Source organism: Phormidesmis sp. 146-12, assembly GCF_052939495.1.
This window is the reverse complement of sequence record NZ_JBJPHS010000137.1, coordinates 1-14264: the sequence shown is the minus strand read 5'-3', so window position 1 is coordinate 14264 and position 14264 is coordinate 1. Positions and strand designations below refer to the sequence as shown.

At 46.7% G+C, this 14264-nt stretch carries 13 protein-coding genes and 1 pseudogene; 13 read left to right on the top strand and 1 reads right to left on the bottom strand.

The annotated features are described in order from the left end of the window. From ACKFKF_RS31120 to ACKFKF_RS31075, 10 genes and pseudogenes are all read left to right on the top strand, one after another. Positions 1 to 981, top strand: a 981-nt coding sequence (locus tag ACKFKF_RS31120; protein ID WP_446871247.1) for a CHAT domain-containing protein, incomplete at its 5' end; no start/stop codon positions are given. Between the two features lie 221 nt (positions 982 to 1202). Further along, complete coding sequence (locus ACKFKF_RS31115) at positions 1203 to 1991, top strand: DUF928 domain-containing protein (RefSeq protein ID WP_446871246.1); 789 nt, start codon at positions 1203 to 1205, stop codon at positions 1989 to 1991. Positions 1992 to 2650: 659 nt separating this feature from the next. Continuing rightward, positions 2651 to 3685, top strand: a complete 1035-nt coding sequence (locus ACKFKF_RS31110) for an AAA family ATPase (protein ID WP_446871245.1) — start codon at positions 2651 to 2653, stop codon at positions 3683 to 3685. A gap of 5 nt (positions 3686 to 3690) precedes the next feature. Then, a complete protein-coding gene (locus tag ACKFKF_RS31105) occupies positions 3691 to 6189 on the top strand; it encodes a S8 family peptidase (protein WP_446871243.1) in 2499 nt (832 codons plus the stop codon). Between the two features lie 217 nt (positions 6190 to 6406). Then, entirely contained in the window at positions 6407 to 8698 is a 2292-nt protein-coding gene (locus ACKFKF_RS31100) for a CHASE2 domain-containing protein (protein ID WP_446871242.1), read from the top strand. Beyond that, positions 8695 to 9339 carry a response regulator gene (locus ACKFKF_RS31095; protein ID WP_446857811.1) on the top strand — a complete coding sequence of 215 codons (645 nt, stop codon included), beginning with the start codon at positions 8695 to 8697 and terminating at the stop codon, positions 9337 to 9339. The genes ACKFKF_RS31100 and ACKFKF_RS31095 overlap by 4 nt, the downstream gene beginning before the upstream one ends. A gap of 164 nt (positions 9340 to 9503) precedes the next feature. Beyond that, on the top strand, positions 9504 to 10046 hold the full coding sequence (locus ACKFKF_RS31090) for a DsbA family protein (protein ID WP_446871241.1): 543 nt from the start codon (positions 9504 to 9506) through the stop codon (positions 10044 to 10046). A gap of 69 nt (positions 10047 to 10115) precedes the next feature. Further along, positions 10116 to 10691, top strand: coding sequence for a hypothetical protein (locus ACKFKF_RS31085; protein WP_446871240.1), 576 nt, complete (start codon positions 10116 to 10118; stop codon positions 10689 to 10691). 187 nt (positions 10692 to 10878) lie between these two features. Then, the gene (locus ACKFKF_RS31080; RefSeq protein ID WP_446871239.1) at positions 10879 to 11163 is read left to right on the top strand and encodes a hypothetical protein; all 285 of its coding nucleotides are present in this window, start codon (positions 10879 to 10881) and stop codon (positions 11161 to 11163) included. A 61-nt stretch (positions 11164 to 11224) separates the two neighbouring features. Beyond that, positions 11225 to 11311: pseudogene (locus ACKFKF_RS31075) on the top strand (hexameric tyrosine-coordinated heme protein); the annotation flags it as partial. A gap of 13 nt (positions 11312 to 11324) precedes the next feature. On the opposite strand, the gene ACKFKF_RS31070 reads toward ACKFKF_RS31075, so the two are convergent. Continuing rightward, positions 11325 to 12026, bottom strand: a complete 702-nt coding sequence (locus ACKFKF_RS31070) for a Crp/Fnr family transcriptional regulator (protein ID WP_446871238.1) — start codon at positions 12024 to 12026, stop codon at positions 11325 to 11327. A 140-nt stretch (positions 12027 to 12166) separates the two neighbouring features. Between ACKFKF_RS31070 and ACKFKF_RS31065 the strand changes: the two genes are divergently transcribed. From ACKFKF_RS31065 to ACKFKF_RS31055, 3 genes are all read left to right on the top strand, one after another. Beyond that, the gene (locus ACKFKF_RS31065) at positions 12167 to 12625 is read left to right on the top strand and encodes a hypothetical protein (protein ID WP_446871236.1); all 459 of its coding nucleotides are present in this window, start codon (positions 12167 to 12169) and stop codon (positions 12623 to 12625) included. A gap of 176 nt (positions 12626 to 12801) precedes the next feature. Continuing rightward, on the top strand, positions 12802 to 13116 hold the full coding sequence (locus ACKFKF_RS31060) for a cupin domain-containing protein (RefSeq protein WP_446871235.1): 315 nt from the start codon (positions 12802 to 12804) through the stop codon (positions 13114 to 13116). Positions 13117 to 13126: 10 nt separating this feature from the next. Further along, positions 13127 to 14264, top strand: a 1138-nt coding sequence (locus tag ACKFKF_RS31055) for a GMC family oxidoreductase (RefSeq protein ID WP_446871234.1), incomplete at its 3' end; no start/stop codon positions are given.

The window sequence follows — 14264 nt, the reverse complement described above, 5'->3', positions numbered from 1 at the left end:
TACTTCCCTCCTAGCTTCCTTTCTCGCTTTCCTGAGTTTTGTCAGTCAAGCAGCAACCAACCCTTACGCTATGCCGAAACGACATTACCTGCCCTGGAAACTGATCGCATTCTAGACCAGATGCGGCAATCCCTGATTCCCACTTCATTTGTAGAAGAACGCTTACCCATTGCCCAACAGGTGTATAACTTGCTGCTGCGCCCGATCGCCACCCCGATCGCTGCTAGTGGTGTAACTACACTAGTTTTTGTGCCCGATGGCGGATTGCGAAATCTACCAATGGCAGCCCTTCACGATGGTCAACACTATTTAATCGAGCAGTACAGCATTGCCCTGGCCCCTGGTTTACAACTCTTGCCCCCACAACCCCTAGAACGTCAACAAATGACAGGCTTAATTGGAGGCTTAAGCGAAGCCCGTCAAGGGTTTGCTGCGTTGCCCAACGTAAATTATGAAGTCGATCGCATTCAAGCCGCTCTCTCAACTCAGGTATTGCTCAATCAGCGATTTACGAACACAAGTTTTCAGAATCAAATTGATGCCAATCCGTTTTCGATCGTGCATCTCGCCACCCACGGACAGTTTAGTTCTAATGCCGAACAAACATTTCTCCTGACCTGGGATGGTCGCATTAACGCCACCCAACTCGATCAACTGTTGCGATCGCGCAATAGTCAACTCAGCCCCATTGAATTGCTAGTATTGAGTGCCTGCCAGACCGCAGAGGGTGATCGTCGTGCAGCATTGGGGATGGCTGGGATAGCAGTACGATCGGGCGCACGTAGCACTCTGGCGACTTTGTGGGCAGTCAGCGATCGTTCCACTGCGGCGCTAATGGTCGAATTTTATCAACAATTGAACAAACCCAACGTAACCAAAGCCGAAGCCTTACGACAGGCGCAGATTTCCCTTCTACAAAAACGGCGATCGTCCCATCCCTATTACTGGGCCCCGTTTATTCTGTTAGGAAATTGGTTGTAGTAACGCGATGTGCAACTTTTTCTTAGCCCCCTTTTGAAGGGGGTTTGGGGGATCACACCGTCGGAGCTACAGCCCAGAGATCCCCCTCAATCCCCCTTCAAAAGGGGGACGTTGATCAGAAAATTGCACATCGCATTGTAGTATTCAGTTATGGAAGTACGATTAGTTTGACTAGTACCGCTTCGCTAAATTTAAAGCCTATACACATTCCTACTAAACCTATGCCACCATCAAACCATTCTGATGTTCAATGTGCCCGTCTACGATCGCTCCAGGTTACATGTATAGCTAGTCTAGTTGGATTTGGGCTGGCTGGCACTATTATTGCTCCGATATTCGCCCTAGAACATCAACACCAAACCAGTCAGCTACCCCCGCCGCCGCCTAACCCTGGTAGTACCGCACCGGGTGGCCGCCGAGACGATAGTGCTTGCCCCCAAGATACCCAAAAGCCTAACCCAGTTTTAACGGCACTCACCCCCACCAATAGCGTAGGCTTAACTGTCGCAAAGCAACCAACCATTCTGGTTTATGTACCGCAGACCAAAGCCCAATCAGCAGAATTTAATCTCAGCAATCCTGCTGGGGGCAAGGTATATCGCACAACATTGGCATTAACCAACACCCCTACAATTGTTCGGATTAGCCTCCCATCCGATGTGCCGCCGATCGCAGTTGGCAAAGATTATTTGTGGTCATTTGCGGTAATCTGCAATCCCCAAAATCGCTTCCACGATCGCTTCGTCACAGGTGAAATTCGGCGTATCGAACCTTCTCCTGCGCTGATGCAGCAGATTCAGCAGGCGACTCCTCAAGAACGGCTGACACTCTACAGACAATATCGCAGTGCCAACCTCTGGTACGATGCTCTGATAACCCTATTTGAACTACGCAACAGTCAACCCAATGATGCTAGATTAGACGCAGTTTGGCGAGAACTTTTACAATCGGCTGGACTCAGCGAGATCACTCCTCAACTGATACAAAAAATACCGACTACTGCCAAGTAATCGATCGCATCTGGAGACTGGTTGAGATATGATCGCTAATAAGAGCTAGGCGTGAGTGAAGCCAGCGGTTTGCCCGCAAGTCTCGGAAGGTCTAGCTTGAAGGAGCAATAGTTTAGAACGTAGCTAGGTGATTTGACCTCAAAAGTCGATCAGTGAGGCTCAGAACTCAAAGAATGGAGAAAATTGCTCGACTTTCCAGGCTTTGCGCTTTATTTCTGGGGGAGAAAGGTCAGAGTTTCAGGATAAGAGGTTGGAACTTTTAGCGAAAAGGTTAAAATTCCTACTTTACATACTGCAATGCAGGAACTGGAGGGCGATCTTCCAGGTACTAAGTTCGATATTTCGTATTCTGCACTGGAAGTTCACCACTTATACTTAAACTTATAAAACTTACAGATGAAGGCCTGCCGACCCAGACACAAATAATAGAAGACTTCGACGAAGCATTATAAGGGTTGAAATCAAATTCTCTTTAAGAAGCAACATCACTGGCTGGTATAAGCTAAAATTGTAGAATATTTGCTCTGCTTTTAACGTAGTAAGCAAATTGAATGCTTGACACTCAGCAGTAGTGGAATTATACAAAAAGTGTTACGTTAGTTAGACTATTAGTGCTTGAGTGGTAAATTGGCTGCGACTTCTTGGTAGGTAAAAGAGCAATGGCAAGGGCTGATCTATTAAAGAAGCTTATACAAAGTTACCAGAAGCACGACGATCAGGCTTTTCGTGAAGCTGCTGAGGAAATTATTGCAGAGGAGCGAAAGAAGCATCACGTCGTTCTGGCGAATGAGTTGGAGCGAATATTAAAAAACGGGAACGGGTACCTAGAGCATGGTCAGATACAAAATCCTACACCACTTGGAACTGTTCCCAAAGATATTGAAAAGGGAGTTGCGCTGCTTGAGACCAAGTGGACTAATCGGTTTATAGAAGATTTAATCTTAAGTCAAGAAATTCGGAATGCACTTGAAAGACTGATGCGCGAATTTCGAGAGTGGGAGATTTTAGAAGCTAATGGATTACTTCCAACTCGTCGTGTTTTGTTTTGTGGTCCCTCTGGGTGCGGCAAGACAGCAGCAGCAGAAGCCATAGCAGCAGAACTGGGTCTACCATTACTGTACGTTCGTTTTGATGCGGTTGTTTCTTCGCTATTAGGTGAAACTGCCGCTAATCTTCGTAGAGTCTTTGACTTTGCCCAACGGGGACAGTGGGTCATGTTTTTTGATGAGTTTGACGCTATTGGGCGATCCCGCGACGATCCTACAGAACACAGTGAAATTAAGCGAGTTGTTAATTCATACTTACAAATCGTTGATAACTTTAGTGGTCGGTCTCTCATTATTGCAGCAACAAACTTTGAACAAGCACTCGATCCGGCGGCTTGGAGAAGGTTTGACGATGTAATCCGTTTCGAGAAACCAACAGATGAGCAGATTCAGAGACTAGTTGGCAAGCGGTTGCTTCCTCTAAGATTTAGTGACTCTCAGGTATCTGAAATGGTAAAGCATTTATTAGGGGCTACCTATGCAGATGCGGAAAGAGTATGTCTCGATGTTCGTAAGTCATGTGCCATACAGGGCACTCGACAGGTCAAAAAGGAAGATATTACGGAAGCCCTTTCACGACATGCTTATCGTCAGGCTATCTTGAAAAAAGCTTCTGGCAACCCGGTACCAACGATTGATCAAGATTAATCAACATGCCTCCATCTCAGATTGAGCCTAGTCAATACATCCACATCACCTTCACTCGTGAGCCGAAGTATCAACTGGATCGGCGAACCCGACAAAATCGTGGCGTACTAAAGCCTCCTTCTCCAGATAGCCGTTCTCAGCACGCTAGCGAAATATCAGTCGATATTACTGAGACAGTTCAAAAGGTTGAAGAAACTCGCAAAAGCAAGGGTATGAATCCCTCTGAACTACTCGTTCTTGAGTTGAACAGCATAAACAGTGAGAAATCTCGAAAAATTCTTGAGGAGTATTTCAAAGCTTGGATAGTAGATGAACGTAAAGAAAAAGTTGACAAAGACGATCACTATTGTTTTTTAGTGCAATTTCCAACTGAAACTTCTCGTCATCTTTTAATGAATGAGTTACGTCTTTATCAAACCGAAAGTAATGAGATTGGCGTATTACATCCGGGAATGAGACGAGATTTCTTTGATGCCTTACAGCAAGTGCGTTCTCCATCAAGGGAGGAAAGGATCGGAGTGCGTTTGCAGGAGGAGGGTTTTCCTGAGGCGGCATCTTTTTATCTTGATGTAGATCTTTGGCATCCTGGAGATCAAGATTCTGTTCGCAAGGTGTTGGGCGATATTCGCTTGATGTGCGCTAGTTATGATGGACAGCTAACCGAAGAGGTTCGCACCTCTAGCTTATTACTGATCAAAGTTCGTGGTTCTCGGCAGCTAGCAGAAGCTTTACTAGAGTTGGACTGGGTGGCTCGTGTTGATCTTCCCCCTAAATTGTCACGCGCTTATTCTGAGATGTTTAGAGACATGCTGCCGCCTGATCCAATGCCAGTTCCATTGGATAATGATCCAATGGTGTGTGTTGTAGACAGTGGTGTAGTTTCAGGACATCCGTTTTTAGCGAGTTGGGTGGTTGAGGAAAGAGATTTTGATACCGGAGAAAACACTCCAACTGACCTAAACGGACATGGAACTTCTGTTGCTGGATTAGTTGTTTATGGTGACATTGCCAATTGTCTAGAAAGTAATCAGTGGCAGCCCAAAGTTCGGATCTGTAGTGCAAAAGTGCTTTGTCATGATCCAGCATGGGGACCTGTTATTCCAGAACAACATCGTGCTGAATGGTTGATCGAGCAAGCTATTCGGTACTATGTTCAAGAACGACAATGCCAAGTTTTTAATCTGTCGATTGAAAGTCGGGGAGAAGCCTACCGAGGTGGGCGGCAATTCCCTTGGGCAGAAAAACTCGATGAATTAGCTAGAGAGCTTGATGTTGTGATTGTTCAGATTGCTGGTAACTGCGAACCTCTGATACCAGATGATGTGACTACAAGAGAGGATTTTCAAAAGGCTGTTCGAGACAGCTTATTGAAGGATGAGAATCTCAGGATTTGTAATCCTGGTACGGCTGCTCTTGCTATTACAGTCGGTGCTTTGGCTAGAGCAGATGCTCTTGGAGATCACGTAAAAACTACAGGTGTTCGATTAAAAGATGCTTTTGCAGGTGCTCCGGCTCATGCTCCTGCACCTTTCACAAGAGTTGGGTGGGGACTTTTTTATGGCGGCAATAATGCAGCAGTTAAGCCCGATGTTGTTGCATATGGAGGAAACTGGGCAATTCAAACCATTGCAGGCGGAAGTCCTAAGTGGAAACCTTTTATCTTTTTAGGGGAGCCAACAATTCAAAGGGAAGATGGTGGTCGGTTCATTACGGCTAGAGATGGTACTTCTTTCGCTTGTCCTCATGTTGCTCATGCTGCTGCTATTGCTGCATCTAGCCTAGAAAAAACCCTTGGACAAAGACCATCTGCTAATTTAATTCGTGCTTTAGTAGGTAGTGCAACCTATTCACCTCCGTGTCCTCCAGAGTGGTTAGGTAATGAAGAAGAAACATTACGCCTTACTGGTTATGGAATGTGTTCAGTCCATGATTTAGCAGTATCCAAGAAGAACCGGGTTCGTTTAGTGGCGATGGACGAAGTTGAATTAGATAAACTCCACATCTACCGGGTTGCGATTCCCAAAATATTTCTTTCAACACGAGGGAAGAAGGGCATCACAGTTGCACTTGCTTATGATCCACCAACTCGTGCTAGTCGCAAAGAGTATCTTGCAAATACAATGTGGGTTGAAGCATTACATGGATTAACTACCGAGGAAGTTGAAATCTACCGAGCAAAAAATGCATCTTCAGATGTAGATACTCTTCCATCTGGTCATGAAGTAAAACTGCGTCCACCTAAAACAGATGTTCAATGGTCAACACTCCAAGTTAGAAGGATAGCTTGGAAAGCTAAACCTCAATTGAAGATACCTGCTGGTGATTCAGAGCCAGCTATTCATTTTGTGGTGGGCTGTCAACAAAGATTTCCCACTGGCTTTGATTATAAACAAAGGTATGGTTTGGTTGTTCTCTTTTGGCATGAATCAGAACAGGTAGAGTTATATCAAGAGCTGAGAGTGAGAGATCGGGTACGTATGAAAGCCGCTCGTGTTCGGGCTTAAGGTTAGGTAAGCATTAGAGTTAGTGACTTCTGGTAAGGAGGATGAATAAGTGATTGTTGAACAAGTGAATGATTCAGATATCAAGAATCTCAGCAAACGAGGATGCCGCAGACAGGGAGTAGAGAATGTATGGCAAGGTCAAATCAATTTGAAATAAGCGCATAAGCAAGTAAATTTCATAAGCAAGTAAATTTATTGAGCCTTTAAAATTGCACCTATGTGGACAACCCTCAAGCAACGCATCTGGCAATGGCGTGGAGTCTGGATTATCGCTCCCACCGTCACTGCTCTGCTGATTGCGCTACGGTTGCTAGGAGCATTGCAGCTACTAGAGTTACTCGCACTAGATCAACTGTTTCGCCTACGTCAGATAGAATCGGCTGACCCCCGAATTGTCATGGTCACGATCGACGAAGCCGATATCAAGCAACTAGGGCAATGGCCGATGTCCGATCGCACATTAGCGCGTTTGCTCACACTTATCAAACAGCAGCAGCCTCAAGTGATCGGGCTAGATCTGTTTCGCAATTTGCCTGTTGAACCCGGTCATGCAGAATTAGTTCAAGTGTTTGCCTCAACGCCTCATCTCATTGGTATCAAACAAGTCGTCGGTGGTGCAGACCAGGATGCAGTAGAAGCCGCGCCTCTGTTAAACCAGAAGGGACAAGTCAGTGCTAGTGATTTTGTAGTAGACAGTGACGGCAGAATTCGCCGTGATTTATTGTATTTAACTAGTAAAGATCAACAAACAATTCTCAGCCTGGGGACAAAACTTGCCTTTGATTATTTAGAAGCAGCAGGCATCACTCCTCAAACCTTGAGCGATCGCCAGTTTCGGCTAGGAAAAGCGGTATTCACTCCCCTACAATCGCAGGATGGCGGCTACAGCAATGTCGATGCGGGCGGCTATCAAATTTTGTCAAACTTCCGCAACCTGCCCCAGGGCTTTCGCAGCATTTCAATCACAGATGTTCTACAAAATCGTATTCCACCAGATTTGCTGCGCGATCGCATTGTCTTGATTGGACTCACCGCCGAAAGCCTCACCGATCGCTTCTATACCTCCTACACGACCAGTCCAGATACTGCCCCCTCTGGTGTCGAAGTTCATGCCCATGTCGCCAGTCAACTGTTGAGCGTGGTGTTAGAGGGTCAGCCGCTGATTCAAGTCTGGTCTGAACCGATTGAATGGCTCTGGATTTTGTTCTGGGCATCTATTGGCGCAACTCTGGGTTGGCGCTTACGATCGCCCCAGCAGACCGCGATCGCTAGTTTAGGGTTGAGTATTGGGCTATGTTCAATAGTCTACTGCGCCTTTCTAGTAGGTTGGTGGTTGATTATAATTCCGCCACTCTTTGCCCTGATAATATCTGCCATCCTGAGCAGTGGCTATCTAGTCTGGGGCAACCTCAAACTTTCCCATCAACAATTAGCTGAACATACCCAAACGCTAGAGCAAAAAGTGAAAGCCCGTACCCTCCAACTAGAACAAGAAATTGAGGAGCGCCAGCACATTGAAATCGCATTGCGGCAGAGTGAAGCTAAGTTTAGGCGGTTAGCTGAGTCAGATATTATTGGGGTCATTGTCACTGCCCTAGACGGCCCTATTCTCGAAGCTAACCAGGCCTTTCTCAAAATGGTGGGGTATACCCAAGAAGACTTAGCAGCCGGGCGAGTGAATTGGGTGAGCATCACACCCCCCGAACATCTTGCCGTCAGTCAACGAGCCATCCAGGAACTCAGGACTCAGGGCGTTTGTATGCCCTACGAAAAAGAATATCAACGCCCAGATGGTAGTCGCATCCCCGTTCTAATTGGTCATGCTGTCTTAGCTGAAAATCAGAATCAAGTAATTGGGTTTGTACTAGATCTGAGCGATCGCAAGCAAGCCGAAGCCGCATCTATTCTAGAAGAACGCAATCGAATGGCACGGGAAATTCATGATACTCTGGCACAAGCTTTCACCAGCATTATTGTGTACTTAGATGCGGCTGCCCAACGCCTGATCCTTGATCCAGATGCGGCTCAAGCTTACATCAAGACCGGACGCACCCTGGCTCGATCAGGGCTGACGGATGCGCGGCGATCGGTGGATGCCCTCCGACCTCAGCTGTTAGAAGAAGGCGACCTCCCAAGTGCCCTCAAACGCTATGCTATTCAACTGTTTACCCATACCGAGACCGCGATCGTCTGCGATGTGGTGGGTCAGCCCTATTCATTGCCCCAGGAGGTCGAAATCAACTTACTCCGCATTGGGCAAGAAGCACTCACAAATGCCTTCAAATATGCCAATACCAGTACGATTCATGTCGAGTTAGTGTATGCCAAACCACAATGTGTTCTCCGTATCAGAGATCAGGGTCAAGGGTTCGCTGTGGGAAGTCTCGCCGTGGGTCAAGGGTTTGGGCTGCTGAGTATGACTGAACGAGCAGAACGCATTGGCGCTAAATTCATGATCCAAAGTCATCCCGGACAGGGCACAGAAGTCGTTGTTAAAGTTGCTGTATGACCTCCTCCACTACTGATTCACTGCCCCCAATTCGGGTTCTGATTGTCGATGACCACCCCTTCATGCGGCAAGGATTAGCTGCGGTGTTGGACTATAAACCTGACATGCGAGTAGTGGGGCAAGCCTGCAATGGGCGAGAGGCAGTAACCTTATTTCGTCAACATCAGCCCGATGTAACTTTGATGGATTTGCGAATGCCAGAAATGGGCGGCGTAGAAGCGATCGCTGCGATCGTTGCAGAATTTGCCAATGCTCACTTAATTGTACTGACGACCTATGATGGTGATGAAGATATCTACCGGGGTCTGCGCGCGGGTGCTAAAGGCTATGTCCTCAAGGATGCAGAACCAGAAGAGTTATTAGCTGCGATTCGTGCCGTTCACGCTGGACAACAGTACATTCCCCCTGCTGTAGGCGCAAAGCTAGCAGAACGCATGGGTAGCCCAGAATTGAGCGATCGCGAACTAGAAGTGCTGAACCAGATGGCAATGGGCAAGAGCAATTTAGAAATTAGCGTCACGTTGTCGATCGCAGAAGGCACAGTTAAATTTCACGTCAAAAATATCTTGGGTAAGTTGGGTGTTAGCGATCGTACCCAAGCGATGATTGTAGCGCTCAAGCGGGGCATTATCGCGCTCTAGGTTTGAGCATATGATCAGTTTCCTATCCTTTGGGATAGGTTCATTCCTGCTCTAAAGCAGTGGCGATCGCTCCTCGTTTGAGCAGGCTGAAAACGCCCCCTAGGGGATGCGACAGCAACCACCTGACTCACCTATTCTTAAAGCTATCGACAGTTACAAGAGTCATGGATCAGACCGACGGGAATCAACTAACCGTACCCATTTCAAATCGTGACCATATTCAAGGCGTGCTAGCCGCTCCGATCGCACTTGTCAGCTATGGTGACTATCAATGTCTCTATTGTGGTGAGGTACATAAGATGATTCAACACTTGCAGCAACAGTTTGATAATCAACTTTGTTTTGTGTTTCGGCATTTTCCTCGAACGCGATTTCACCCTCAAGCATACAAAGCTGCCGAAATTGCTGAAGCTGCTGCCGCACAGGGAAAGTTTTGGTTGATGCACGATCGCCTGTTTGCCCAACAACAGCGATTAGAGAATGGCTATCTTTTAGAGTATGCTAACGAGCTTAGTTTAGACATTAGCCGATTGCTTCAGGATCTATGGCACCACAGCTATGTGAACCGTATCGCTGATGATATCCAAAGTGGCACCCAGAGCGGAGTAACCACAACGCCCGCCTTATTCATCAACAATGTTCGCTATCGCAACGCCTGGAATCTTGAGCAGCTAAGGTTAGCGATCGTGCAGGCAATACCCAGATAAACAACAGACCTGCACTGATGGTCACTTGAGTAAATTCCAGTTCTTATTCTCAACAGAGGCAGTTTTATCATGCCAAAACTACTTGATCTTAGACAAGCTCACCAGCACAATCATACCTCTCACCGCAAACGCGAACGTGGTGTCATTCTCACCAATCAGGGATGGCAAAAGTTGCAGCAGGCGCAACAACAACTAGCAAACGATCGCAACTTTGGTCTTCGCTTGACTCGTGAATACATGAGCGAACTGAGTGGTTTATCGCTGACCACGATCGCCCGTATTCTCAAGCGTCAAGAAGCGGTCGATCGACAATCCCTGGCGCAATTCTTGTCAGCTTTTGGAGTTGAGCTATCGGCAGGAGATTGTTCTCTACCAAGGCTCTTTCAGGAATCCGGCCATAATGAGCCATACCATTATAGACGCGAAGCAGAGTTAGCCCAATTACGGCAGTGGGTAGTAGCTGAGCAGCGCCAAACAGTTGTCGGGCTGCATGGTATTGGTAAAAGTTTTATGGCAGTGAGGCTGGCATTGCAAATTCAAATCGAGTTTGAGATTGTAGTTTGGCGATCGCTCCAAAATGCCTCCTCACTAGATGAGTTGACAGAGAGTATCTTGTCTTTTCTACTGGGACTTCGCGATAGATAAGCCTAACTGTTTTAGTCTCCACTTAGTAGAGGAACCTGATTATGGATTCTTTAATCATCCGACAGACTCAAGCTCAACCTGCACCGTTACATGCAACACCGCCTGTTGCCAGGCGAAAAATATTAGTAGGGCAATGGATCAAGGTTGATGGTAAGTTGACCTGTCGATGGATTGTAGCTGAAAGGTGATGAAGTATCTTGCTGTAAATTTCTGGTTGGTTGTAGGGACAGTGCCCCGTGCCTACCCTAAATCGTCGGGCAACCACGGAGGGATTTCCCGACGATCGTCTCCACGGATCAACGAAAATTTACAGGTTGAAAAATACTATGAACTGATTAGCTCAAACAGTATGAGCTATCTCAAAGACAAGTTTGCCTTACTCGGTCAAAGTATGTATAAAGCTCAATCTAGAGTGTTTTGCCAACACCACCAAAGCTCAGGCTATCTTGCCTTCTGTGCGGTGCGACAGTAACTTTATTGGGAGTATCGAATCATGAGAGTGTTTATTCGATCGATAAGCTTATGGAGACGATGCCATGATGCTGATTGCTGTTGGGCAAGTTGTTGCCACAGAATTCGCCACCATTGCAGCAGCAAATCACTACTGGCAGAAATCCTAATACCTGGTTAGATTTAGTCCTCCGTCATCCCTGCTGAAATCGCGTCTAATGCCTCTGCATCCAAAATCGTGATGTATCCCCCGCGCTTGTACTCGATCGTTGGTTTCAACCGCCCAATCAACCGGACACACTCCTCATAGGAAATGCCAATCGTCCGAGCAATATGATAGTGAGACAGCGTAACATTGAGGCGATTTCCAGCAGGGCTAGGTTCGGTTCCATACTGAGCCGCCGTTGACTGAATCATTTGAGCTAATCGCACGATCGCACGTTCTGAAACAAGTCCATGTATGGTCTGGTGGAGTTGATTTAACCGTTGCGTTAGTGTAACTAACATGCGAACTGCAACTTCAGGATTTCGTTGAAAAACAATCAATAGTGCTGATTTTTCAACTAGTAGAATTTCGCAATCAGTTTCTGCCACGATCGTCGCTGGAGACAACCCATCACCAAATAGAGCAGGGGCAGCAAATATCTCTCCAGCCAGCAAGATTCTCAGCAGGGTTTCTCGCCCGTTGGGAGCCGTCTTCTTAACTTGAAGCTTCCCAGCCAGCAGGATATGTAGTTTCACAGGTAAGCGATCGCCTTCATGCAGCACGATCTCATCCTGTAAATAACGATGCACTTGCGACTGATGTTGTAAGGTCTGTAATTCTTCCAAGGCTATCTGCTCAAAAATCGCAGCTTTTGTTAAATGCTCGATCGTAGCTATCATCGTTGACCACCCTAGATGCTCTAATTTTGCTGAACCTGAGCTACCTCAGAGACGCACTCTCAAACTTGAATTAACTTGATAGTAACGCAAGACAGAAGCAACTCCAGCATTCCAAAATGCTATTGAGAGAGGAGGACAGTATGAAGTCAAAACTGGAAACCCTGGCCAAATTCTACCTGGAAGGTCATCCTGCTGAGATCTCGCCCGAAACTCAAGCTGAATTATGCGACTGGCTCATGGGAGAATTTCAGCAATTGCCTCTAAATCTTTTGTTTTCGGACTATCCGCGCTATCACTCACCCAAAGAAGTGCTTGCTGACATCGAACAAGATCAACTTTGGGTCAGCACAGAGGCTTACGATACTTCAATTTACACCAATCCATTTTATGGGGCGGTTCTTGCGGCTGTTCATGACTATGATCATTACCGTTCTAAAAGTGATTGGAGCTTTGAGGGAGAAATCGTTGCTTACCGTGCAATTGCAAACCGCGCTCCCAGTCTAGAAATTCAAAAGATTCTCTACTCTCAGATTGTCCTCAGAGCCGCCGCTCATCTCTATTTAGGACATCTACCCGAACCCAAAATCGTCTTTCCCTAACATTGATCTGAACATTAATCTGACCTATGTATTCCTGTCCATGCTGCCATAGTCAATTACTTCGCCACATTCGACATCAGCAAGTCTACTTCTTTTGTTCACACTGTTGGGCCGAAATGCCAGTTTTAAGCACATTCCAACAAACCAAGAATCACCACTAAATTGGAGATCAAGCAATGACATCCGAACTACGTATATCAATCGTCGCCAACCTTTTGGAAAAAGTTAACTATGATAAGCCTGGTGTTTCTCGTCAGGTTATCGCCAAAGATGAACAGGTCACACACGCGCTGATTTGCATCACTGCCGGAACATCCCTACCTGAACATTCAGCCCCTCGATCGGTCTGCCTCACAGTGTTAGAAGGGCGAGGAACGCTGATGTTGATAGAACAAGAGATTGATTTAGAACCCGGTGTGTTTGTAAAAATGTTGCCGGATGAGCCGCATTCTCTCTATGCGATCGAGAACTTAGCAATGCTCCACACCTAATGCTTCAGCAATGAAATGGAAAACCGTCATGATCAACCAGACGAATCAGGGTGCTTTGTATGATTTCATTATTGTGGGTGCAGGGGCAGCAGGTTGTGTCCTTGCCGATCGCCTCAGTGCTAACCCCCAAAATCGAGTCTTATTGCTAGAAGCAGGCTCACCAGATCACAAGCCTGAAATTCACATTCCCGCCGCTTTTAGTCAACTCTTCAAGACCGAATATGACTGGAATTATAGTGCGATTCCACAAGCAGAATTGCAAGGGCGCAAAAGCTATTGGGCAAAAGGTCGAACCTTGGGTGGTTCTACATCCATTAATGCCATGATGTATTTGCGTGGTGTTCCGGCTGATTATGACCACTGGGAGCAGTTAGGAAACACTGGTTGGGGTTGGAAAGATGTTCTACCTTACTTTCGTCGCTCAGAATGCAACAGTCGAGGTAGTAGCGAACTACACGGCGATCGTGGCTCTCTGTATGTTGAAGATCTGCGTGATCCCAATCCTCTGAGCCGTGTTTTTATTGAGTCAGCACAAGCGATCGGTTTTCCCTATAATCCTGATCTCAACGGTTCACAGCTAGAAGGCGTAGGCTGGGTACAAGTTACTCAACATCAAGGTCGTCGCTGGAGTACGGCGGATGCCTTCTTGCGCCCAGCAATGAGTCGCTCTAACCTGCATGTTCTCACTGATGCACAATCTACTCGTGTCGTGATGCAGGACAATCGGGCAGTTGGAATTGAATATCGACGTGAAGGGATGCTGCAAGTAGCCACTGCAACTCGTGAAGTAATCCTTTCGGCTGGAACCGTTGGATCGACTCAACTTCTACTATTGTCTGGGGTTGGCCCCGCCCAGCACTTGCGGGAGCTTGAGATTGAAGTGGTCGTTGATCTGCCAGGAGTGGGACAAAACTTACAAGATCATGTTGCCACCGCAGTTGTGATGGAAAGCACAAAGCCGCTATCTATGCTCAATGCAAATACACCGATCGAGCAAATCAGGTATCTATTATTCCAACGTGGAATGTTAACATCCAGCGTTCTAGAAGCGGCTGCCTTTCTCCGTACCACACCAGATCTGATTGCTCCCGACATTAGTACACGTCAACTTCAGTTGCAGCCTTATCGTTTACTAAAGCGTTGGCGTA